This is a genomic window from Caulobacter sp. GW821-FHT10C03, from assembly GCF_059415485.1.
On the sequence record NZ_JBWKNI010000002.1, the window covers coordinates 391,612 to 414,583 of the forward strand.

20 protein-coding genes and 1 pseudogene are annotated in these 22,972 nt (G+C 68.9%); 17 read left to right on the forward strand and 4 right to left on the reverse strand.

Annotated elements, in window-relative coordinates; all coding sequences use genetic code 11:
• Positions 1-10: 10 nt before the first annotated feature.
• The 3 genes from AC07NG_RS03880 (at position 11) to AC07NG_RS03890 (ending at position 5,209) form a co-directional block, all read left to right on the forward strand.
• On the forward strand, positions 11-2,266 hold the full coding sequence (locus AC07NG_RS03880) for a S8 family peptidase (protein ID WP_494592307.1): 2,256 nt from the start codon (positions 11-13) through the stop codon (positions 2,264-2,266).
• Between the two features lie 84 nt (positions 2,267-2,350).
• The gene (locus tag AC07NG_RS03885; protein ID WP_110118620.1) at positions 2,351-3,499 is read left to right on the forward strand and encodes an acyl-CoA dehydrogenase family protein; all 1,149 of its coding nucleotides are present in this window, start codon (positions 2,351-2,353) and stop codon (positions 3,497-3,499) included.
• Positions 3,500-3,619: 120 nt separating this feature from the next.
• Positions 3,620-5,209 (forward strand): methyl-accepting chemotaxis protein, encoded by a 1,590-nt coding sequence (locus tag AC07NG_RS03890; RefSeq protein ID WP_492854274.1) that lies wholly within the window; start codon positions 3,620-3,622, stop codon positions 5,207-5,209.
• 251 nt (positions 5,210-5,460) lie between these two features.
• Here the strand turns inward: AC07NG_RS03890 and AC07NG_RS03895 are convergent, their stop codons facing one another.
• Positions 5,461-5,772, reverse strand: a complete 312-nt coding sequence (locus AC07NG_RS03895; RefSeq protein WP_110118619.1) for a hypothetical protein — start codon at positions 5,770-5,772, stop codon at positions 5,461-5,463.
• Positions 5,773-6,073: 301 nt separating this feature from the next.
• Here AC07NG_RS03895 and AC07NG_RS03900 point away from each other — a divergent pair.
• The 13 genes and pseudogenes from AC07NG_RS03900 (at position 6,074) to AC07NG_RS03960 (ending at position 19,033) form a co-directional block, all read left to right on the forward strand.
• A pseudogene (locus AC07NG_RS03900) lies at positions 6,074-8,091 on the forward strand (methyl-accepting chemotaxis protein).
• Positions 8,091-8,375, forward strand: a complete 285-nt coding sequence (locus AC07NG_RS03905) for an STAS domain-containing protein (protein WP_370443997.1) — start codon at positions 8,091-8,093, stop codon at positions 8,373-8,375. Before AC07NG_RS03900 ends, AC07NG_RS03905 begins: the two are co-directional and overlap by 1 nt.
• On the forward strand, positions 8,372-8,737 hold the full coding sequence (locus tag AC07NG_RS03910) for a response regulator (RefSeq protein ID WP_058347355.1): 366 nt from the start codon (positions 8,372-8,374) through the stop codon (positions 8,735-8,737). The genes AC07NG_RS03905 and AC07NG_RS03910 overlap by 4 nt, the downstream gene beginning before the upstream one ends.
• 57 nt (positions 8,738-8,794) lie before the next feature.
• The gene (locus AC07NG_RS03915; RefSeq protein ID WP_492854275.1) at positions 8,795-11,113 is read left to right on the forward strand and encodes a chemotaxis protein CheA; all 2,319 of its coding nucleotides are present in this window, start codon (positions 8,795-8,797) and stop codon (positions 11,111-11,113) included.
• A 4-nt stretch (positions 11,114-11,117) separates the two neighbouring features.
• Positions 11,118-11,582, forward strand: a complete 465-nt coding sequence (locus AC07NG_RS03920; RefSeq protein ID WP_110118616.1) for a chemotaxis protein CheW — start codon at positions 11,118-11,120, stop codon at positions 11,580-11,582.
• A complete protein-coding gene (locus AC07NG_RS03925; protein WP_487289007.1) occupies positions 11,582-12,460 on the forward strand; it encodes a CheR family methyltransferase in 879 nt (292 codons plus the stop codon). The genes AC07NG_RS03920 and AC07NG_RS03925 overlap by 1 nt, the downstream gene beginning before the upstream one ends.
• Before the next feature lie 2 nt (positions 12,461-12,462).
• Positions 12,463-13,491, forward strand: a complete 1,029-nt coding sequence (locus tag AC07NG_RS03930; protein ID WP_494592313.1) for a protein-glutamate methylesterase/protein-glutamine glutaminase — start codon at positions 12,463-12,465, stop codon at positions 13,489-13,491.
• Positions 13,492-13,495: 4 nt separating this feature from the next.
• On the forward strand, positions 13,496-13,885 hold the full coding sequence (locus AC07NG_RS03935; RefSeq protein ID WP_007675655.1) for a response regulator: 390 nt from the start codon (positions 13,496-13,498) through the stop codon (positions 13,883-13,885).
• Positions 13,882-14,460, forward strand: a complete 579-nt coding sequence (locus tag AC07NG_RS03940) for a chemotaxis protein CheD (protein WP_110118613.1) — start codon at positions 13,882-13,884, stop codon at positions 14,458-14,460. Before AC07NG_RS03935 ends, AC07NG_RS03940 begins: the two co-directional genes overlap by 4 nt.
• A gap of 5 nt (positions 14,461-14,465) precedes the next feature.
• Entirely contained in the window at positions 14,466-14,855 is a 390-nt protein-coding gene (locus tag AC07NG_RS03945; protein ID WP_487289011.1) for a DUF8776 family protein, read from the forward strand.
• A 7-nt stretch (positions 14,856-14,862) separates the two neighbouring features.
• Entirely contained in the window at positions 14,863-15,465 is a 603-nt protein-coding gene (locus tag AC07NG_RS03950) for a response regulator (protein WP_110118611.1), read from the forward strand.
• On the forward strand, positions 15,462-15,917 hold the full coding sequence (locus tag AC07NG_RS03955) for a chemotaxis protein CheE (protein ID WP_110118610.1): 456 nt from the start codon (positions 15,462-15,464) through the stop codon (positions 15,915-15,917). Before AC07NG_RS03950 ends, AC07NG_RS03955 begins: the two co-directional genes overlap by 4 nt.
• Before the next feature lie 266 nt (positions 15,918-16,183).
• A complete protein-coding gene (locus AC07NG_RS03960; protein WP_494592317.1) occupies positions 16,184-19,033 on the forward strand; it encodes a TonB-dependent receptor in 2,850 nt (949 codons plus the stop codon).
• A 79-nt stretch (positions 19,034-19,112) separates the two neighbouring features.
• Here the strand turns inward: AC07NG_RS03960 and nagA are convergent, their stop codons facing one another.
• The 3 genes from nagA to AC07NG_RS03975 form a co-directional block, all read right to left on the reverse strand.
• Complete coding sequence (nagA, locus tag AC07NG_RS03965; protein WP_494592319.1) at positions 19,113-20,261, reverse strand: N-acetylglucosamine-6-phosphate deacetylase; 1,149 nt, start codon at positions 20,259-20,261, stop codon at positions 19,113-19,115.
• The gene (locus AC07NG_RS03970; protein WP_494592342.1) at positions 20,261-21,268 is read right to left on the reverse strand and encodes an SIS domain-containing protein; all 1,008 of its coding nucleotides are present in this window, start codon (positions 21,266-21,268) and stop codon (positions 20,261-20,263) included. Before AC07NG_RS03970 ends, nagA begins: the two co-directional genes overlap by 1 nt.
• Before the next feature lie 92 nt (positions 21,269-21,360).
• Positions 21,361-22,101: a GntR family transcriptional regulator gene (locus AC07NG_RS03975; protein ID WP_487292608.1), complete on the reverse strand. Its 741-nt coding sequence runs from the start codon at positions 22,099-22,101 to the stop codon at positions 21,361-21,363.
• A 271-nt stretch (positions 22,102-22,372) separates the two neighbouring features.
• Here AC07NG_RS03975 and AC07NG_RS03980 point away from each other — a divergent pair.
• Positions 22,373-22,972: glucose PTS transporter subunit IIA (locus AC07NG_RS03980; protein WP_494592321.1), on the forward strand; the 600-nt coding region annotated here is incomplete at its 3' end.

Here is a 22,972-nt window from a genome sequence, read left to right on the forward strand (position 1 = left end):
AGGGGTTCTGATGACCGGCTTCGACCGTATCCTGCGCATCTGGCCTGTCGCCCTGGTCATGGGCGGCGCGCTCCTGGTCACGGGCTGCGGTGGAGGCGGCGGGGGGGGCGCTCCTTCGACGGGCGTGACGACGCCGGTCACGCCGCCCGCGCCGCCTCCACCCCCGCCGCCTCCGCCCAGCGTCACCAGCGCCGAATACACGCGCAGCTGGGGCCTGGCCGCTATCCGCGCCAACACCGCCTATGACGCCGGCTACACCGGCGCGGGGATCACGGTGGCCGTGGTCGACACCGGCGTCGATCAATCCCAGGCCGACCTGGCCGGCCGGGTGTCGGCCGCCTCGACCGACATCGTCACCGGCCGCAACGAGCTGGCCAACGCCGACCGCCACGGCACCAGGGTGGCCGGGATCATCGCCTCCAACTTCAACGGGACGGGCACGATCGGCGTGGCCTACGGCTCGACCATCCTGTCGATCCGCGCCGACACCGCCTCGACCGATCCCGACTGCGAAGAGTGCATCTTCACCTCCAGCAACCTGGCGCGCTCGATCGACTACGCGGTCGCCAACGGCGCCAAGGTGATCAACCTGTCTCTCGGTGGCGACACGCCGCTGGGCGCGACCTTCGAGGCGGCTCTGGCTCGGGCCACGGCCGCCGGCGTCGTCATCGCCGCCTCGGCCGGCAACGAAGGCGAGGCCGATCCGGGCTGGCCGGCGCGCTACGCCGTCGACACCCGCTACCAAGGCGCGCTGCTGGCCGTCGGGGCCCTGTCGCAGAGCGGAACCCTGGCCAGCTTCTCCAACAAGGCCGGGGTGGCGGCCAACGGCTACATCGTCGCCCCGGGCGACCAGGTGATCACCGACTGCGACACGGCCGGCAGCTGCTGGCGGATCTCGGGCACCTCGTTCTCGGCTCCGCACGTGGCCGGGGCCCTGGCCCTGCTGCTGCAGGCCTTCCCCAACATCTCCGGCCGCGACGCGGTCTCGATCCTGCTACGCACGGCCGCCGACCTCGGGACGACCGGGACCGACAGCACCTATGGTCGCGGCTCGCTGGATCTGACCCGCGCCTTCCAGCCGGTGGGGACCAGCAGCCTGGCCGTGGGCGAGGGCGAATCGGTCGCGCTCGACGCCAACGAGCCCGGGACCAGCCTCGCCGGTCCGTTCGGCCAGGCCCTTGCGCGCACCGACGCTCTGAGCACGGTGCTGACCGACGATTATCACCGCCGCTTCGTGGTCGACCTGGCAGGCTCCGTGCCAGGTGCGTCGCGCCGGGGCGTGGGCGACCTGCCGCCGCCGACCGCCTCCAGCGCCGTGGTGCTGGGCGGCCCGAGCCTGGGCGGGGCCCAACTGGCCTTCAGCGCCGAGGCGCCGCTGTTCGAGCCGACGCCCAACGCCAGCGCGCCGGACATGCTGCTGGGGCCCCAGCCCATGCGCTCGGCGCGGATGCAGGCGGCGTTCGGCCGGTTCAGCTTCTCGACCTGGAAGGGCGAGGGCGGCGCGCCGGCCCCGGCCGGTCCGGAGGGCCGCGACGCCTTCCGCCTCGTCGCGCATCCCGATCAGACGGTGCAGGCCGCTGTGCGCCTGGGCCGCTTCGCCTTCAGCGCCGAGCAAGGCGAGGCCGTGCGCCGCCGCCCGATGCAGACCACGGAGATCAAGGCCTCCAGCTACGTCGCGGCCACCGGCCAGACCGCGCTCGCCGGCGGCGTGCTCAGCGTCACCGCCGGGACTCTGGACGAGCCGCTCGGCCCGCTGGGTTCGTTCTTGGCGCCGGGCTCGACCTTCGCCCTGCCGACCTCGACCCGCTTCACCGCCGCCGCCTTCGACCTGTCGCCGCGTCCCGGGGTCAGCCTGCGGGCCGAGGCCTCGATGGGGCGGATGTCGGCCCAGGGCGGGCTGCTGGGCCTGGACGGCGCGGTCAGCGGCGCCTGGCGGCTGATGGCGGCCGCCGACTGCGACCTGATCGGCTGGTCCTGCGCCCTGCTGACCTTCGAGGTCAGCCAGCCCCTGCGCGTCGAGCGCGGCCGGTTCACCGCCACCCTGGCCGACGCGCCGCTGTCATACGACGACCCGCTGACCTACTCGACCCGCCGCTTCAGCGCCTCGCCCGACGGGCGCGAGATCGACCTGCGGCTGGGCATGGAGCGGTCGCTGGGCGGCGAGCGGCGGATCAGCGTGCGTGGCGGCGTGGCCCTGCAGCCGGGACACGACGCCTCGGCCGATCCGGAACTGAACCTGGCGGCCACCTATCGGGCCCGCTTCTGACGGCTCTTCCATTCCCGCGAGCGGCGGGTACAGTCGGCGAATAAAACGATCGTTTGACGCGACGACTGACAGGAAGGAACCGCCATGGCCCTCGACCGCGAAACCCGCGACCAGCTGCTCGAGATGGTCGCCCGCTTCGTGGCCGAACGGTTGCGGCCGATCGAGGCCCAGGTGGCCGAGAACGACGCGGTGCCCGAAGGCGTGATCGCCGAGATGCGCGATCTGGGCCTCTTCGGCCTGTCGATCCCCGAGGAATACGGCGGGCTTGGCCTGTCCATGGAGGACGAGGCGCTGGTGGCGATCGAGCTGGGCCGCGCTTCGCCGGCCTTCCGCTCGGTGTTCGGCACCAATGTCGGCATCGGCAGCCAGGGCCTGGTGATGTTCGGCTCCGAGGCCCAGAAGGCCAAATGGCTGCCGGGCATAGCCTCGGGCGAGACCGTCACCAGCTTCGCCCTGACCGAGCCCGAGGCCGGCTCCGACAGCGCCGCCGTGCAGACCCGCGCCACGCTGGACGGCGACGCCTATGTGCTGAACGGGACCAAGCGCTTCATCACCAACGCCGGCAAGGCCTCGCTGTTCACGGTGATGGCCCGCACCAACCCCGAGGCCAAGGGCGGCTCGGGCGTGTCGGCCTTCCTGGTCGAAGCCGGTTTGCCGGGCCTGCACGTGGGCAAGGCCGAGAAGAAGATGGGCCAGCAGGGCGCCCACATCCACGACGTCACCTTCGACAACGTGCGGGTTCCGGTCGAGAACCGGCTGGGCGCGGAAGGCGAGGGCTTCAAGGTCGCCATGCAGGTGCTCGATCGCGGCCGCCTGCACATCGCCGCCGTCTGCACGGGGGTCGCCGAGCGGCTGATCGCCGACTGCGTGGCCTACGCCTCCGAGCGCAAGCAGTTCGGCCAGCCGATCGCGAGCTTCCAGCTGATCCAGGCGATGCTGGCCGACAGCAAGACCGAGGCCCTGGCCGCCAAGGCCCTGGTGCTGGAGACCGCCCGCAAGCGCGATGCGGGCGAGGGCGTGACCCTGGAGGCGGCCGCCGCCAAGCTGTTCGCCTCTGAGATGGTCGGACGGGTGGCCGACCGGGCGGTGCAGATCTTCGGCGGCGCCGGCTATGTCGCCGACTACGGCATCGAGCGTCTTTACAGAGATGTCCGGATTTTCCGGATCTACGAGGGCACCAGCCAGATCCAGCAACTGGTCATCGCCAGAGAAACCCTGCGTCGCGGCGGATAGCCGCAAGCACATCCGACGAGAGTGCGGCGGTATGACGCGCTCATAACGGGAAAAGTTGTGCTGCCATTAACCATCAGTCGTGAGATTTAACCCCGATATTCAAGACCGGGGATGCGGCAGATGAGCCAGGACTACGCACTGAATGACCGCGTCGCGTTCATGGGCCTGGATGACCGGGCCCGGGCGTCTCTGCGGGCGCTGCGTCCACTCATCGAGCGCGAGATCGGCCCGGCGCTGGCCGGCTTCTACGACAAGGTCAAGGCGACGCCGGAGACCCGCAAGTTCTTCGGCGACGAGCGCCACATGGACGCGGCCGGCTCGCGCCAGAAGTCGCACTGGGGCGTGATCGCCCAGGCCGAGTTCAGCGACACCTACGTCAAGGCCGTGCGCACCATCGGCGAGACCCACGCCCGCATCGGCCTGGAGCCGCGCTGGTACATCGGCGGCTACGCCCTGGTCAGCGAGCACCTGGCGCGGGCGGCGATCAAGGAGGCCTGGCCCAAGGGCTTCATGGCCAAGGGCGACGGCGCCGACAAGGCCGGCGACGCCGTCTCGGCCCTGATCAAGGCCGTGATGCTCGACATGGACTTCGCCATCTCGATCTATCTCGAGACTATCGAGAACGAGCGCAAGCGCCTCGAAGAGGTGCGCCAGGCCAACGAGCGCAGCCAGGCCGTGGCGGTTCAGGCGCTGGGCGAGGCCCTCGCCCGCCTGGCCGAGGGCGACCTGGCCTCGCGCCTCGACATCGAGGTCGCCGCCGACTTCCAGAAGCTGAAGGGCGACTTCAACGCCGCCGTGGCGACGCTGGAGGAGGCGATGGCCGCCGTGACCCAGGCCAGCGACGGCATCCGCATGGGCGCCGACGAGATCGGCGTCGCCGCCGACGACCTGTCGCGTCGCACCGAACAGCAGGCCGCCAGCCTGGAAGAGACCGCCGCCGCCCTCGATGAGATCACCGCCACGGTGAAGCGTTCGGCCGCCGGGGCCCGCAAGGCCTCCGACGTGGTGGCCGGCGCCAAGACCGAGGCCGAGCGCTCGGGCGTGGTTGTCAACGACGCGGTCGCCGCCATGGGCGAGATCGAGACCAGCTCGCGCGAGATCAGCAACATCATCGGGGTGATCGACGAGATCGCCTTCCAGACCAACCTTCTGGCCTTGAATGCGGGCGTCGAAGCCGCGCGGGCGGGCGACGCGGGCAAGGGCTTCGCGGTGGTGGCCTCGGAAGTGCGGGCCCTGGCCCAGCGCTCGGCCGAAGCGGCCAAGGAGATCAAGACCCTGATCGGCGCCTCGTCCAAGCAGGTCGAGGCTGGCGTCGCCCTGGTCGGCCAGACCGGCGAGGCCCTGCGGGGCATCGTCGACAAGGTCGGCGAGATCGACGGCCTGGTGGGCGAGATCTCGTCCTCGGCCCAGGAACAGTCCAGCGGCCTGGCCCAGGTCAACATCGCCGTGAACCAGATGGACCAGGTCACCCAGCAGAACGCCGCCATGGTCGAGCAGACCACGGCCGCCACCCATTCCCTGAAAGGCCAGTCGGCCGAGCTGACGCGCCTGATCGGCGGCTTCAAGACCTCTCGCCAGGCGGCTCCGGCTCCGGTCGCGCGGCCCGCGCCGCGTCCGCCCGCGGCCGCCCGCGTGGCGTCCCGTCCCGGCGCGGTGGTCTCGCGCGGCTCGACCGCCGTCGCGATCGACCAGGACTGGGAAGAATACTGAGTTTTTGTCGGTGACCGGGCGCGGCGTAGCGTAGCGCGCTCCGGATATTTCTTCGTTGCGTTCTCCCTCCTAGACCCTGGCCCGCCCTGCAAGGCGGGCCTTTTTCTTGGGCGGCGGTTGTCTAGTCTTTGGGCGCAGGTGTTCAAACAGCAAAACGCCCCCGCCGGTCCGGCCGTGGCGTTTCCCGTCTGGGAGACGCCGGCCTGGACCAGCGGAGGCGCTTGGACCCCCGTTGGGTGGGCGCGTAAGTCTTACGCGCCGCCCGGGAAGCGGAACGGAACCTTCACGGTGCCGGTCTTGGCGCCCATCGGCAGCTTTTCAGCGATGCACATGGCGGCCTTGTCGAAGCCCTTGCCGGCCGCGCTGTTGTCGACGACCTTGCAAGCCGAGAGCTTGCCGGCGTCGGCGGTGCACTCAAGCATCACCTGGGCGGCGTCCTTGGTGTTGGCGAATTGCTGCAGGCAACGGCCCATTTGATCTTCGAAGCCGCCAGCGGCCGAAGCGGCCTGAGCGACGAAAAAGCTGCCGGCGATTCCCGCGGCAATAGCGATCGGATATTTCATCCCGCTGCTCCTAGTATTTTTTCTTCGTCCGATGGACGTTGCGCCAACCGGACGCCTGCACCTTCTCGCAGCCGCGAGTTAAGATAGTCTGAGTCAGCGAAGAATAATCGATATTTACTTGTCGATAACCAAGGTGACTTGCGGCTGGCGCCATGTCGCCGCAATTGCCCGTCTCTAGACTCAAAACGCGCGCGAAACGCGCCTGCGCACCGGCGGCGGGGAGGGGGTGCGACAAGGTGCGGCCATCGTTCTTAACCAAAGTCAGGAACTATTAGGAATCTATCGTGATGATCCGACCTCATTGCAGGCGGTCCGTGGGCACGGCCGTCGCTTGGAGGGGATCTCGAGATGAAGCGCTTTCGACTAGTCGATCTGCCGTTGATCATAAAAATCGGCTTCGCACCGGCTTTCGCCCTGGTGATGCTGGCCTTGATGGCCGGCGGGGCGATCATGATCCAGAAGAGCCAGTCCGCCGCGCTGCGCCAGGTCGTTGAGAACGACATGGCCCAGAACATGGAGATCCAGAAGCTCTCCAAGCGCATCTCGAACATCAACGGTGAACTCTACACCGTGATGACCCACAAGGCCGGCAACATCGACGTCGACAAGAACGACGCCCGCATGGCCGCCGTCCTGGCCGAGACCGAGTCGGTCAAGAAGGAGCTGGGGGCTCTGAAGGGCAAGCTGCCGGCCAGCGAGCAGCCGAAGATCGCCGAGCTGATCAAGTCGCTCGAGGAATGCCGCAGCGCCATCGACACGGTGAGCGGCATGATCGGCGTCGACTTCAACATGGCCGTCGGCTTCATCGCGCCGTTCGAAGAACAATACGCCAAGATGACCACCCAGCTGGACCAGGTGGTGGCCGCGGCCAACACCCGCGTCGTCGCCCAGGCCGCCAAGAAGCAGGCCGAGGCCGCCGCCGCGATCAGCATCACGGTCATCCTCTCGCTGATCACCCTGGCCTCGGTGGCCGCGCTGGCCTTCCTGACGGTGATGAACGTCCGCAAGTCGATCGGCGACATCGCCGGCGCCACCGAGAAGCTGTCGAAGGGTGAAAACACCATCGACCTGGAGCGCCTGACTCGCGGTGACGAACTGGGCGCCATCGTGCGCTCGCTGAAGGTCTTCCGCGACAACCAGCTGCATCTCGAGCAGCTGCGCGCCGAGCAGGAGAAGACCGCCGCCCTGACCGCCGACGAGCGCCGCGCCAAGGAGGAGGCCGCCGCGGCCGCCGCCCGCGAGAGCGCCCTGGTCGTCAGCTCGCTGGCCGAGGGCCTGGAGCGCCTGGCCTCGGGCGACCTGACCTTCCGCGTCACCGCCGCCTTCCCGGGCGAGTACGCCAAGCTCAAGGACGACTTCAACGGCGCCATCGCCCAGCTGCAGGACACGGTGAAGGTCATCGCGGCCTCGACCGACGGCCTGCGCACCGGCGCCGACGAGATCGCCCACGCCTCCGACGACCTCTCGCGCCGCACCGAGCAACAGGCCGCCAGCCTGGAAGAGACCGCCGCCGCCCTCGACGAGCTGACCGCCACCGTGCGCCGCACGGCCTCGGGCGCCCGCCAGGCCTCGGACGTGGTTTCGACCACCCGTGGCGAAGCGACGCATTCCGGTCAGGTCGTCCATCAGGCAGTGTCCGCGATGGGCGAAATCGAAAACTCCTCCAAGCAGATCAGCCAGATCATCGGCGTGATCGACGAGATCGCCTTCCAGACCAACCTCCTGGCGCTCAACGCCGGGGTGGAGGCCGCCCGGGCGGGCGAAGCGGGACGTGGTTTCGCTGTCGTCGCTCAGGAAGTCCGCGCGCTCGCCCAGCGCTCGGCCGAGGCCGCCAAGGAGATCAAGACCCTGATCTCGTCGTCGACCCAGCAGGTCTCTGCCGGGGTGAGCCTGGTCGGCCAGACCGGGGAAGCCCTGCAGCGGATCGTGGTGAAGGTCGGCGAGATCGACGCCCTGGTCACCGAGATCGCCGCCTCGGCGGCCGAGCAGGCGACCGGCCTCAACGAAGTGAACACCGCCGTCAACCAGATGGATCAGGTGACCCAACAGAACGCCGCCATGGTCGAGGAATCGACCGCCGCGACGCACTCGCTGAAGGGCGAGACCGCGGAGCTGGTGCGCCTGATCGGTCGCTTCCGAGTGGGTGAGGGTTCTACCCAACGCTTTGAACGCCCGCGCGAAGCCGACGCTCATGTCGACTCGCCGGCCCGCAACCCCGTCGCCGAGCAACGCGCCCGGCTCGGCGCCTTCGCCCGGCCTGGCCGTGGCGGAGCCGCCGCAGCGGCCGCCCCGGTCAGCGACGGCTGGGAGGAGTTTTGATGACTGTCCTTTCGCTGCCCGAGACGCTTGATCTGAAGGCGTCGGGCCCCCTCAAGGCGGCGTTCCTGGAACGCCGCGGCGAGGCGGTCGAGGTCGAGGCCGGCAACGTCCGGCGCCTCGGCGGCCTGTGCCTGCAGGTGCTGCTCGCGGCCAAGACCGCCTGGGCGGCGGACGGAAAGTCCTTCTCTATCCGGGCCCCTTCGGAGGCCTTTGTCGAAACCACCCGTCTATTCGGCGCCGAAGGGGCGCTTCTCTCGGCGGATATCCATGGAGTTCAATCGTGACGCGGACGGTCCTCACGGTCGATGATTCCCGGACGATGCGGGACATGCTTCGCATGGCCCTCGCCGGCGCCGGGTTCAACGTCGTCGAAGCTGTCGACGGCGAGCACGGGCTGGAAGTTCTTTCGGCCCATCGCCCCGACGTAATCATCACCGACATCAACATGCCCAAGCTCGACGGCTTCGGCTTCATCGAGGCGGTGCGGGTCGACGACGACTATCGCGCCATCCCGATCCTGGTGCTCACCACCGAAAGCGACCCCGCCAAGAAGGACCGCGCGCGCCGCGCCGGCGCCACGGGCTGGATCGTCAAGCCGTTCAACCCCGAGAAGCTGGTCGACGCCATCCGCCGCGTCGCGGCCTGACGTCTCTCTTCTTTTCGTCTCGGGTACTGAAGACTCTCTCGTTTTAGGAACGTTGGAATGGACGAGTTAGAGGCCATCAAGGTCACCTTCTTCCAGGAATGCGAGGAATTGCTCGCCGACCTCGAAGGCGGGCTCCTGGCCATGCAGGACGGCAACGACGATGGCGACACCGTCAACGCCGTGTTCCGCGCCGTCCACTCGATCAAGGGGGGCGCCGGCGCCTTCGGCCTCGAGCCGTTGGTCCGCTTCGCCCACGTGTTCGAGACCCTGCTCGACGCCGTGCGCTCCAACGAGGTGCCTGCGACCCCGGACCTGGTGGTGACTCTGCTGCGCGCCTCGGACGTGCTGGCCGATCACGTCAGCTCGGCCCGCGGGCTGGGCGACGTCGACGAGGCCGTCTCGGCCTCGATGGCCGCCGAGCTGAAGGCCTGCACCGACCCGAACGCCGCGCCGGCTCCCGCCGCCGCGCCGGTCGTGGTTGAAGCGGACGCGCCGGTGGTGGAAGCCGCCGCGCCGGCTCTGATCGGGGCCGACGACGCCCTGGACGATGACGACCTCGGCTTCGACTTCCAGCCGATGACGATCACCATCGACGAGCAGGCGGCCGACGTCGCCGCCGCGGCCGGCAACGTCTGGACGGTGTCGATCCGTCCGAAATCGGACCTCTACCGCAAGGCCAACGAGACCGCCCTGCTGCTGCGCGAACTGGCGCGCCTGGGCCCGATCGAGGCCACGCTGGACGCCAGCGCCATCCCGCCGCTGGACCAGCTGGACGCCGAGGCCGCCTACGCGACCTGGACCGTCCGCCTGGAGACCGACGAAGACGAGAACGCCATCCGCGAAGTCTTCGAATTCGTCGACGGCGACTGCGACCTGGAAATCACCCGCGGCGAAGCCGTGGCGTCCGACGACGCCCTGGCCGCCCTGCTGGCCGGTTCGGCTCCGGCCCCCGCGCCGGCGGTGATCGAGGCCGCTCCGGTCATCGAAACCTTCGAACCCGCGCTGGTCGAAGCCGCGCCCGAGCCGGTCGCCGTCGCGCCGGTCGTCGAGGCCGCCCCGGCCCCGGTCGCCGCGCCCGTCGCTCCGGCCCCCGTGGCCGCCGCGGCTCCGGCTGCTGCTCCGGCCGCCGCCGCCAAGACCCAGCAGATCGACGTCCCGGGTCCGGGCCAGTCGGTCATCCGCGTCGACCCGGAGCGCATCGACCGCCTGATCGACCTGGTCGGCGAGCTGGTCATCAACCAGGCCATGCTGGCGCAGCGCGTCGGCGAATACGGCATCGCCCCGTCCTCCAACCTGGCCATGGGCCTCGACGAGCTGGAACAGCTGACGCGCGAGATCCAGGACAGCGTCATGGCCATCCGCGCCCAGCCGGTGAAGTCGGTGTTCCAGCGCATGCCGCGCCTGGTCCGCGAAGTCGCCAGCATGACGGGCAAGCAGGCCCGTCTGGTGATGGACGGCGAGAACACCGAGGTCGACAAGACGGTCATCGAGCGTCTGTCCGACCCGATCACCCACATGCTGCGCAACGCCATCGACCACGGGCTGGAAAGCCCCGAGGAGCGCAAGGCGGCCGGCAAGAATCCGGAAGGCGTCGTGCGCCTGGCCGCCCTGCACCGCAGCGGCCGGATCGTCATCGAGGTCTCCGACGACGGCAAGGGCATCAACCGCGAGCGCGTCCACTCGATCGCGATCAAGAAGGGCCTGATCTCGCCGGAGCTGCAGCTGACCGACGAGGAGATCGACAACCTGATCTTCCTCCCGGGCTTCTCGACCGCCGACAAGATCTCGGACGTCTCGGGCCGCGGCGTCGGCATGGACGTGGTCAAGCGCTCGGTGCAGGCCCTGGGCGGCCGCATCTCGATCACCTCGCGTCCGGGCCATGGCTCGACCTTCAGCCTCAGCCTGCCGCTGACCCTGGCCGTCCTCGACGGCATGGTGGTCGACGTTGCCGGCGAGACCCTGGTGGTGCCGCTGGCCGCCATCGTCGAGAGCCTGCGTCCCAAGCCGGAAGAAGTTCGCCCGCTGGGCCCGGTCGGCGCCGTGCTGGCCGTCCGCGACAGCTTCGTGCCGCTGATCGACGTCGGCCTGACCCTCGGCTATCGCGACAGCTCGCCGCCGCCGACCGAAGGCGTGGTGCTGCTGGTCGAGGGCGAGGACGGCTCGCGCGCCGCCCTGGTGGCCGACGCCATCCACGGTCAGCGCCAGGTGGTCATCAAGTCGCTGGAGCAGAACTACCAGCAGGTCGACGGCGTGGCCGCCGCGACGATCCTGGGCGACGGCCGCGTGGCCCTCATCCTCGACGTCGACGCGGTGATCAGCCTGCGCCGTCGCGAACCGCCCCGCCCCGTCGAACCCACTCTGATCGCCGCGGAGTAACCCGATGACCGAAGAAATCATCACCACGGGCGAGCGCCGGGAACTGATCTCCTTCCGGGTCGGCGACCAGGAATATTGCGTGGACATAATGGCTGTCCGCGAGATTCGCGGCTGGAGCCCGGCCACGACGCTTCCGCAGTCGCCCGGCTACATGCGCGGCGTCATCAATCTGCGCGGCGCGGTGCTGCCGATCATGGACCTGGCCTGCCGCCTGGGCATGCCGATGGTCGAGCCGACCGTCCGCAGCGTGTTCATCGTGGTCAAGGCGGGCGACCGCATGATCGGCATGCTGGTCGACGCGGTGTCGGACATCCTGTCGATCACCGACGATCTCGTTCAACCGACCCCGGATCTGGCTTGCGACATGGTGCGCAACTTCATCCGCGGCATCATTTCCATCGACGGCCGGATGATCAGCGAGATTTCGCTCGATCGCCTGCTGCCCGAGCGCGAGGCCCTGGCCGCCTGATGACCTTCGCTCCCTCCTCCACTGATCGGCGCGAGGCCCTGGTCGACGGCGAGTTCGCCTTCACCACCCAGGACTTCAAGCGTATCGCCGAGATCCTCTACGGCATGGCCGGCATCAGCCTGCCGGACACCAAGGCCACGCTGGTCTATTCGCGCCTGGCCAAGCGCCTGCGCGCCCTGGGCCTGCGGTCGTTCAAGGAGTACTGCGCCTTCGTGACCAGCGAACAGGGTCACGACGAGAGCCAGGAAATGCTGCGGGCCCTGACGACCAACGTCACCCGCTTCTTCCGCGAGCCGCACCACTTCGACGACCTGCGCGCCAACATCCTGGAGCCGATCGCCGACCAGGTGCGCGCCGGCCGCCGCCTGCGCCTGTGGTCCGCCGCCAGCTCGTCGGGCCAGGAACCCTATTCGATGGCCTTCACGGTGCTGTCGGTTTGGCCCAACGCGGCCGAGCTCGACATCCGCATCCTGGGCACCGACATCGACACCAACGTGCTCGCGACCGGCCGTCAGGCCGTCTACGACGAACACCTGCTGGAAGGCATTTCGCCAGCTCAGCGGGGCCAGTTCTTCGAGCGCGATTCGAATGACCGCCGGGCCTATCGCGTCTGCGAGGCCGCCCGCCGCCTGGTCGCTTTCCGCGAACTGAACCTCAACGGCCCGTCCTGGCCGATGAAGGGGCCGTTCGACGCCATCTTCTGCCGGAATGTCGTGATCTATTTCGATGAACCGACCCAGGAGCGGGTCTGGAGCCGCTTCCAGCCTCTGCTGGCGCAGGGCGGCAAGCTCTATGTGGGCCACTCCGAACGCGTCGGCGCCAATGTGCGCGGCTTCGAGAGCTGCGGCCTGACCGCCTATCGCAAGACGGGGGTCTGAGCATGGCCAAGATTCGCGTCCTCGTCGTCGACGACTCGGCGACCATGCGCGGCCTGATCACGGCCGCCCTCAACCGCGACTCCGAGATCGAGGTGGTCGGCGCCGCCGGCGACCCGTTCGAGGCCCGGGGCATGATCAAGGCCCTGAACCCGGACGTCGTGACCCTCGACATCGAGATGCCGAACATGAACGGCATCGAGTTCCTCGAGAAGATCATGCGCCTGCGGCCGATGCCGGTGGTCATGGTCTCCAGCCTGACCCAGGCCGGGGCCGAGATGACCCTGCGCGCGCTGGAGCTGGGCGCCGTCGACTGCGTCGGCAAGCCGACCACGGCCACCGGCACCGCTGAAGCGCTCGCAGAAGTCGCTGATAAGGTGAAGACCGCGGCCCGCGCCTCGGTGCGCACCAAGGCCGACGCCGCCCCGACCCCGGTTCGCCGCGGCGCCTACGTGCCGACCGGCGACGTGGTGGCCATCGGCTCGTCGACCGGCGGGGTGGAAGCCCTGCTGTCGATCCTGACCCAGTTTCCCGAGACCTGCCCGCCGACGGTCATCACCCAGCACATGCCGGCGACCTTCACCGCCAGCTTCGCCGCGCGCCTCGACCGCGCCAGCGGGGCCAAGGTGCAGGAAGCCACCGACGGCGCGCTGCTGGAAGTCGGCAAGGTCTATGTCGCCCCGGGCGGCGCCACGCACCTGGAAGTCGTCCGCTCGGCCGGCCTGCGCTGCCGCCTGACGGCCGGCGACCCGGTCAGCGGCCACCGCCCTTCGGTCGACGTGCTGTTCCGCTCGGTGGCCCAGGCCGTCGGCGACAAGGCCGTGGGCGCGATCCTGACCGGCATGGGCCGCGACGGCGCCCAGGGCCTGCTGCAGATGCGTCAGGCCGGCGCCCGCACGGTGGGCCAGGACGAGGCCAGCTGCGTCGTCTACGGCATGCCTCGCGCCGCCTTTGAACTCGGGGCCGTGGAGAAGCAGGTTTCCCTGTCCTCCATCGGCCAATCCATTCTCGATCTAGCCTCCGCGAGGCGATAGACCCATGCCCCAAGCAAGCACCATTTCCGTTCTCGTCGTCGACGACCAGCTGACCATGCGGGCGCTGATCCGAAACGCCCTGCAGCAGATCGGCTTCAAGGACATCCGCGAGGCGCCCGACGGCGAGGAGGCTCTGAAGAACCTCCTGGCCAAGCCGGCCAACCTGGTCATCTCGGACTTCAACATGCCGAAGATGGACGGCCTGGCCCTGCTGCGCGCCGTGCGCTCGCACCCGCCGATCCGGCAGACGGCCTTCGTCATGCTGACCGGCCGGGCCGACCGCGAGCTCGTGCAGCGCGCCGTGCAGTTCGGCGTCAACAACTACTGCGTCAAGCCGTTCACCGTGCAGGGTCTGCGCGACAAGATCGAACAAGTTTTCGGGCAGCTGACATGATCGGGCGCGACTACTCTCACGACGACGAGCTGCGCGCGACCAAGGTCCACGTGACCCAGGGCGAAAGCCACGTCTCGACCGACCCGAACGTGGTGATGACCACGGTTCTGGGCTCGTGCATCGCCGCCTGCATCCGCGATCCGCAGGCCGGCGTCGGCGGCATGAACCACTTCCTGCTGCCCGACGCGGGCGACGGCCGCAGCAGCGGTAGCGGCGGCGACGCCGTGCGTTACGGCGCCTACGCCATGGAACTGCTGATCAACGGCCTGCTGAAGAAGGGCGCCCGCCGCGAGCGGCTGGAAGCCAAGATCTTCGGCGGCGGCAAGCTGTTCGACAGCCTGTCGGACGTCGGCGCCAGCAACGCGGCTTTCGCCGAGCGTTTCCTGCGCGACGAAGGCATTCCGATCGTGTCGTCCAGCGTCGGCGGCGTCTCGGCCCGCCGAGTCGAGTTCTGGCCGGTGACCGGCCGGGTGCGTCAACGCCTTGTGGCCGTCGACAATGCGCCGCAAGAAGTGCGTCGTCCCGCCCCGATTCCTCAGCCCGCGTCCAACGCCGGCGACCTGGAGCTGTTCTAGACCTCATGACCGCCACGTCGACCGCCGCCGCCGATATCATCGTCTCCCCGGATCATCAGCTTCCGGTGGGCGAGCTGTCGCGTCGGCTGGCGGCCGAGCTGGCGGCCGCGGCGATGATCTGCCGCGACTGCGAGCACGTGGCGGGCGAACTGGCCACCGGCGGCGCGGCGCTCGAGAACATCACCCGCCTGCAGGCGCTCGACGAGCTGAGCCAGCGGCTGCACGGCCTGTCGGACGTGTTGGCCCGCATCGGCCAGCACGCATCCGGCGAATGGAACCTGGCGATCGAGCCCCTGCTCGAAGGCCTGGGCCTGGCCGACCTGGTGGGCCGCCTGCGTTCCGACAAGGACCATGCGGGCTGGGGCGCCGAGGCCGGCGAACTCGACTTCTTCTGAGGCGTCGATGCCCGAGCCGCTAAATCCATCGACTCGGATCAATCTCGAGCGGGCCACCGTGCTGGTGCTCGACGACAACGGCGCGTCCCTGGACATCCTGTCGGGGGTGGTCTCCGGCTTCGGCGTGCGCTCCCTGCACCGCGCGGAGTCGGTCAAGGACGCCCAGGCCCTGATCAAGATCCACACCTTCGACCTGATCATCAGCGACGTGCAGATGCCCGAGGTCGACGGCTACGAATTCATCCAGTGGCTCCGCCGCGAGGGGCCCGAAACCAACCGCTATGTTCCGGTGATCCTGGTCACGGGCCACACCCGCACCTCGCAGGTGTTCAAGAACCGCGACGCCGGATCCAACTTCACCGTCGCCAAGCCGATCACGCCCAAGGTGCTGCTGGAGCGGATCTTCTGGGTGGCGCGGGAAGAGCGAGCCTTCATCGAGTGCGACACCTATGTCGGGCCCGATCGCCGTTTCAAGCACGAGGGGCCGCCGCCGGGGACGGACGGCCGACGCAAGGACGACCTGGCGGGGGAGGTCGGCGACGCTCAGGAGCCGAACATGTCGCAGGAAGAAATCAACAGCCTGATGAAGGTCGCGAAGGTGCAGATATGACCGTCCGCAAGTTCCGGCCGCCGAACCGCCTCGCCGCCATGATCAAGGATCGCGGCGGGATCCTGGCCAAGGACGCGGTCGCCGCGGCCGAGGCCAATGTCGAGACGCTGCGCGACAGCTCGCTCGCCGCCCTGGACGAGGCCCTTGAAGCCATCGAGGCGCGCTTTGGCCCCACGGCCGCCGGCCGCGCCGGCGAGGACTTCGAGACGCTCTACACCCTGACCCTGAAGATCATCGACGTGGCCGGCTTCGCCGCCGACGCCGGGGTCGACGAGGCGGCGGTGTCGCTGTGCGCCCTGGTCGACAACTGCGCCGAGGCCGGCGCCTGGCGCTGGGACGCGGTGGATGTCCACCTTTCGGCCCTGCGCCTGCTGCGCAACGTCGGCGCCAGCCTGCCGGCCGAGCACCGCCGGGGCATGCTCGACGGCCTGCACAAGGTCGCCCAGCGCTGAAGCAGCGCCCCATGAGACCCTAGCGTAGCGCCGGCGCCACGTTCGCGTCGGTCGTTGCAACTGTTACCGGTCCCACAGCTTGATACGCCTTCCAGTGTTTGTTACGCGTTAGTTGCTACCGGTGTCAGGGCGTTGCAAACGCCAATGACACCGGTTTCCATAATGACGGCCGAGAGCGGCCGCGTGGGAAGGACGCGCGGTCGTTTCGAAGCCACGACGGGGTCTGTGAGACCGCGTTGCAACGAAACGTATGGGAGGAGGACTGGATGTCTTACGGACATAACGCGCGTCTGCGCGCTCTGAAGATCGGCGTGTCGGCCGGCGCGGTGGCTTTGGCCCTGGCGGCTGCGGGCTCGGCCATGGCGCAGGACGCCGGTGCGACGACCGAGAACTCCGAAGTCGAGGCGGTGGTGGTCACCGGCTTCCGCAACAGCCTGGCCAAGGCCCTCAACGTCAAGCGCGAGGAAGCCGCCGCCACCGACTCGATCCTGGCCGAGGACATCGGCAAGTTCCCCGACCTCAACCTCTCCGAATCCATCCAGCGCATCCCCGGCGTGGCCCTGGCGCGCGACGGCGGCGAAGGCCGCCAGATCTCGGTGCGCGGCCTTGGCCCCACCTTCACCCGCGTGCGCATCAACGGCATGGAAGCCCTGACGACCGCCGGCGGCGCCGACGCCTCGGGCGGCACCAACCGCGGCCGCTCGTTCGACTTCAACATCTTCGCCTCGGACCTCTTCAACTCGATCACCGTGCGCAAGACGGGCGAGGCGTCGGTGGAAGAAGGCTCGCTGGGCGCCACGGTCGACCTGCGCACCGCCCGGCCGTTCGACTACAACGGCTTCGCCATGTCGGCCTCGCTGCAGGGCAGCTACAACGACCTCTCCGAGAAGGCCACGCCGCGCGGCGCCTTCATGATCTCCAACACCTGGCAGGACGGCCGGTTCGGGGCGCTGTTCTCGGTGGCCTACACCAAGCGCAAGATCCTCGAAGAGGGCAACAGCACCGTGCGCTGGGCGACGGGCAACGCCTTCTCGCCGGGCTTCGACGCCGTCAACAACGGCGCGGGCCTGCCGACCACGGTCAATCCCTCGGCCCAGGCCCTGGCCGATAATGCCGCCTTCCACCCGCGCTTCCCGCGCCTCGACCGCTTCGAGAGCGACCAGGAACGTCTGGGCGCCACCTTGGCCCTGCAGTTCCAGCCGTTCGAAGGCACGACCCTGTCGTTCGACGCCCTCTACGCCGACTTCAAGGGCACGCGCCAGGAGACCTATCTGGAGGCCCCGTCCTTCAGCACCGGCGGCGCCTGTACGGCCGCCAACGTCGCCAGCAGCTGCGGCATCGCCGACACCAACGTGACCGCGCGCACCATCGAGAACGGCGTGATGGTCAAGGGCACGTTCGACGACGTCGACCTGGCCGTCGAGAACCGCTTCGACAAGCTCGACACCAAGTTCACCCAGTTCTCGCTGACCGGCGACCACCAGATCAGCGACAACTTCACGATCCACGGCTTCGTCGGCCACTCCAAGTCGGACCACCAGAACCCGGTCCAGACGACGCTGCGCTTCGACTACTTCAACGTCGACGGCTACAGCTACGACTACACCAACAGCCGCGATCCGAAGTTCAGCTACGGCAACGCCGCCCTGACCGACCCGACCAAGTGGAAGCTGACCCAGATCCGCCTGCGCCCGCAGTCGGCGGTCAACACCTACGACACGGCCCAGGCCTGGGCGGAGTACAAGCTCAACGACGCGCTCAGCGTCAGCGGCGGCCTGAACTTCAAGCAGTACGAGTTTGAGACCACCGAACTGCGCCGCACGATCGGCACCACGACCAACCAGGAAACGGTGATCCCGGCGGCGATCGCGGCGATGTCGCTGGCCAGCTTCAGCCGTCTGGCCACCTTCAACGGCGTCCAGACCATCATTCCGGACCTGGCCAAGGCCGCCAGCGTGCTGAGCCTCTACGACCAGTCGGCCTATGGCGGCGCCTTCAAGCTCGGCGCCGAGCCGTCGCTGGGCAACAACCGCGGCGTTTCCGAAGAGGATCGCGGCGCCTATCTGCAGGGCGACCTGCGCACCGAGATCGGCGGCGTCGGCGTGCGCGGCAATCTCGGCGTCCGCTACGTGAAGACCAAGCAGTACGCCCGCGGCTTCACCTATGTCGGCGGCTCGCCCGTCGGCATCACGGCCGGCCGCGAATATGACGACACCCTGCCGGCCCTGAACCTGGTGGTCGAGCCGACCGACAACTTCCTGATCCGCTTCGGCGCGGCCAAGGTGATGTCGCGTCCGGACCTCGGCAGCCTGACCCCGGGCTCGACGGTCAGCGTCTCGGGCACCGCCCGCAGCGTCACCGCCGGCAACCCGAACCTGGATCCGTTCCGCGCCAAGACCTACGACATCGCCTTCGAATGGTACTTCCAGAGCCAGGCCCTGCTGTCGCTGGCCCTGTTCCAGAAGGACATCGGCAGCCTGGTGCAGACGGTCACCACCTCGACCACCTTCACCGGCAATCCGTTCGGCATTCCCGACAGCGTGGCCATCGCCGCCTGCGGCACGACCACCGGCTGCAGCCCCTCGGCGCAATGGAACTTCTCGACCCCGGTCAACACCGACGGCGGCAAGGTCAAGGGCTTCGAGATCAATTACCAGCAGCCGTTCAAGTTCCTGCCGGGCCCGCTGGCCAACACCGGCGTCCTGCTGAACTACACCTACGTCAAGTCGGACGTGAAGTACGTCAACTCGACCGGCGCCGTGGTCGCCACCGGCGACCTGACCGGCCTGTCGCGCAACGGCTACAACGCCACCCTCTACTATGAGGACGCCAAGTTCAGCGGCCGCGTCTCGGCCTCGTACCGCGACAAGTACCTGACCCGCGTGCTGGGCCAGGAGAACACCACGGCCGCGCCGGTGCTCTATGACGGCACCAACGAGACCTTCAACGTCGACGCCTCGCTGCAATACACCCTGAACGACCAGTTCAAGATCACCCTGGAAGGGGTGAACCTGACCGACGAGTACCAGGACCAGTTCAGCGGCGAGCAGAACATGCCGGTGGTCTATCACCACACCGGCCGCGAGATCCTGCTGGGCGTCCGCTACAAGTTCTAGGGGCTTAGGACTTTCGCGCGCCGCCCTTGGGGGAGGGCGGCAGGGAAGGGGCGCTGGTCGGGAGACCAGCGCCCTTTTCTTATTCCCGCCCGTCGATCCAGGTGCGCAGGACATTGCGGCCCTCGTCGAGCAGCACGAGGTCGGCGGCCTGGCCCGGGGCGATGGAGCCGCGCGCAGCCGACAGGCCCAGGAACGCGGCCGGGGCGGCCGCGGCCATCATCACCGCGTCCTCCAGGCTGAGCCCCAGCATGGCGACGGCGTTGCGGACGGCGCCGATCATGTCGAGGTCGGAGCCGGCCAGGGTGCCGCCGGGGCCGACGCAGACGCCGTCCTCGACGGTGATCGGCTGGCCTTGCAGGACGAAGCGCTTGTCGCTCATGCCCACGGTGGGCATGGCGTCGGTGACCAGCATGAAGCGGTCCAGCGGCCGGGTGCGAAGCGCGATCCTCAGCGTGGCCGGATCGACGTGGCGGCCATCGACGATGATCCCGCACCAGGCCGACTGGCTCTCCAGGGCTGCGCCCACCGCGCCCGGAGCGCGGCTGGTCAGGGGCGACATGGCGTTGAAGAGGTGGGTGAAGCCGGTCAGGCCGGCGTCCAGCGCTGCGCGGACGGTCTCGTAGCGGGCGTTGGTGTGGCCGGCGGCCACGACGACGCCGGCCTCGGTCAGGCGGGCGACCATGTCGGGCGTGGTGGTCTCTGGGGCCAGGGTCACCAGGGTCCTGCCGCGCTTCAGCGACGACAGCAGGGCGATGGCCTCGTTGTCGAGGACGCGGAACTTGCCCGCGTCGTGGATGCCCTTGCGCTGCGCGTTGAGGAACGGGCCCTCGATGTGCACGCCCAGCACCCCGGGCACGCCCTGCTCTATGGCGTCTTCCGTGGCCCGCATGGCCGCGTCGACGACGTGCAGGTCGTCGCTGATCAGGGTCGGCAGGAAGCCGGTGGTGCCGAACGGCCGGTGGGCCGCGCCGATGGCGGCGATGGTCTCCACGGTGGGGGCGTCGTTGAACAGCACCCCGCCGCCGCCATTGACCTGGGTGTCGATGAAGCCGGGAACCAGCAGGCCGCCGGCCAGATCCTCGACCTGGGCGTCGGCCGGGACGGCCTCGGGCGCGACCAGGCCGACGATGACGCCGTCGCGCACCAGCAGGGCCCGGCCGGCGACGACGCCGGCCGGGGTCAGGATCTCGGCGTTTACGAGCGCGGTGACTGGAGCGACGGGGGCCATCAGACGGTCTGGGTCACCTTGTTGAGGTGGGGCGGGCTGTCGGGATCGTAGCCGCGCGCCACCGACAGGCCGGCGGCCATGCGGTAGAAGCTCTGGACCAGCAGGATCGGCTCCAGCAGCGGATGGCCGGACTGGCTCGGCAGCGTCGTCGCGCCCGAAACCTCGCCCCCCGCCAGCAGCACGGTCGCGCCGCGCTCGGCCAGGCCCTGCGCCATCTTCAGCGTCGAGGCGTAGGTCTCGTCCTGCTGGGCTAGGACCAGGGCCGGGAAGCCGTCCTTCACCAGGGCCATCGGGCCGTGCAGCACCTCGGCGGCGCTGAAGGCCTCGGCGTGCAGGCCGCAGGTCTCCTTGAACTTCAGGGCCGCCTCCTGGGCGACGCCGAAGCCGACGCCGCGACCCAGGACATAGAGGTTGGTCGCGTCCGACAGCGCCGCGATCCCGGCGCTCCAGTCCTGCTCCCAGGCGGCCGCCAGGCCCTGCGGCAGGGCGGTCAGGGCGGTGGTCAGGTCCTCATCGCCCGTCCAGGCCGCGACCAGCTGGGCGATGGCCACGAGGGCGGCGATGTAGGATTTCGTCGCCGCGACGCTCAGCTCTGGTCCCGCGTGCAGTGGCAGAACCGCGTCGGCCAGAGCCGCCAGCGGCGAGCTCTCGTCATTGACCAGGGCGACCACGAAAGCGCCGCCCTGCTTGGCCGCCTCGACGGCCGCCAGCAGGTCGGGACTCTTCCCCGACTGCGAGATGGCCAGATAGAGCACCCCCTCCAGATCCTGCGGGGCGGCATAGACTGAAGACACCGACAAAGCCGCCGACGAGGTCAGCACGCCCGCCCGGGTCTCGATCAGGTACTTGGCGAAGGTCGCCGCATGGTCGCTGGATCCGCGCGCGCAGGTGACCACGGCCCGGGGCGGCGTGCTCCGCAGGCGCTCGGCCACCTTGGCGACGATCTCCGCATTGGTCGCCAGCTGCCGGGCGACCACGCCCGAGGCCTCGCCGGCCTCCTGGAACATGCGGGTCGCTTCGGGCGTCAGGGCTTGGAAATGGGAAAGGGGCTGCGCGGTCACGGGCCGTACTCCAGGACACAAAAACAAAGAGGGAGGGGTCAGGCGGGGTCGTTGAGTTCGGCCACGAAGTCGTAGGTGTCGCCGCGGTAGTAGGACTGGGTGATCTCGACGGCCCGGCCGTCCTTGAGGAAGCCGCGCCGCTCGACCAGCAGGCCGGCGTCCTTGGCCTTCACGCCCAGCAGGGTGGCGTGCTGCGGGGTGATCAGCACCGCGCGCAGGCGCTGCAGCGCCCGCACCGGCCGGTAGCCGGCGTCGGCCATGGCTTCGTACAGCGAGTGCTCGACTACCTCGACCGAGGGCAGGGCGAAGGCGGCGATGGTCGAATATTCGACGGCCATCGGCGCGCCGTCGGCATAGCGGATGCGATGGAAGCGGTAGACCGGCGTGCTGGGCGACAGGCCCAGGGTCAGCGACTCCTCGGGCGTCACCGAGCCTTCCATCTTGGCCAGCCACTCGCTGTGCGGGCTGCGGCCGCGCGAGATCATGTCCTCGGTGAAGCAGGTCAGCTTGGAGAAGTTCTTCTCGACTCGCGAGGCGACGAAGGTGCCCGCGCCCTGGCGACGGGTGAGCAGACCCTCGCTGACCAGGCCCTCAAGCGCCTTGCGCACGGTGATGCGCGAGACGTTGAAATCCTCGGCCATGTCGCGCTCGGGCGGCAGGGCGTCTTCCGGCGTCAGGATCTTGTGCTGGATCGCCTCGCGCAGGGCGCGCTGGAGCTGCAGATAGAGCGGCGCGGAGGCGGTGGTCTCGATCGGGCCGATGCGTTCGGAGAGCAGCATGGGTTAGATTTCCATCTCCAGTGGAGCCAGGCGCCGCGTTTCGGGGCATCTCACTGCGCACATACCAATCTAAGTCCTTTTTGTCCGCCGCTTCGATCCGATAAATCGCACCAGGGCGATAAATCGCTTTTGTGTCAAACGATTTTCGGCTTCCGGTGTCGGTGTTCGTTTTTTGAGTGGTATTAAAATGGCATCTATGCTCAGCCTTCGATCAAGAGAGGCAAGCGCGCCGGGACAGGCTGCGCTGCGACAGGTTTCGGGGGAGTCATCGATGTCGGGTCTGGTGCTTCAATCGCCGTTGGCGGGCTGGGCGGGACCGTTGGAGGAGGTTCCGGACGCGGTGTTCGCGCAGCGGATGCTGGGGGACGGGGTGGCGATCGATCCGGTGGGGTCGGTGCTGGTTTCGCCTTGCGACGGCGTGGTTCTCAGCGTGCACCGGTCGGGTCATGCGGTGACGATCCGGGCCGGCAACGGCGCGGAGATCCTGATGCACGTGGGGCTGGAGACGGTGGCGCTGGGCGGGGAGGGCTTTGAGGTCCACGTCGCCGAGGGCCAGGCGGTTGCGGCTGGTCAGGCGCTGATCGGCTTTGATCTCGACCTGCTGGCCCGCAAGGCCAAGAGCCTGATCACGCCGGTGGTCATTACCAATCCGGAGGCGTTCTCGATCGTCCGGCGGACGCAGGACGCCGAGACGCTAGCCGGTGGCTTCCTGATGGAGCTGGTCCCGGTGGCGGGCGCGGCGGTGGTCGAAACCGCCGCCGAAGCCGAGATCAGCCGCGCGATCGTCGTGCCGTTGGCGCACGGGATCCACGCCCGTCCGGCGGCGCGGATCGCCGAGACGGCGCGGGGTTTCGCCGCCGAGGTCGCCATC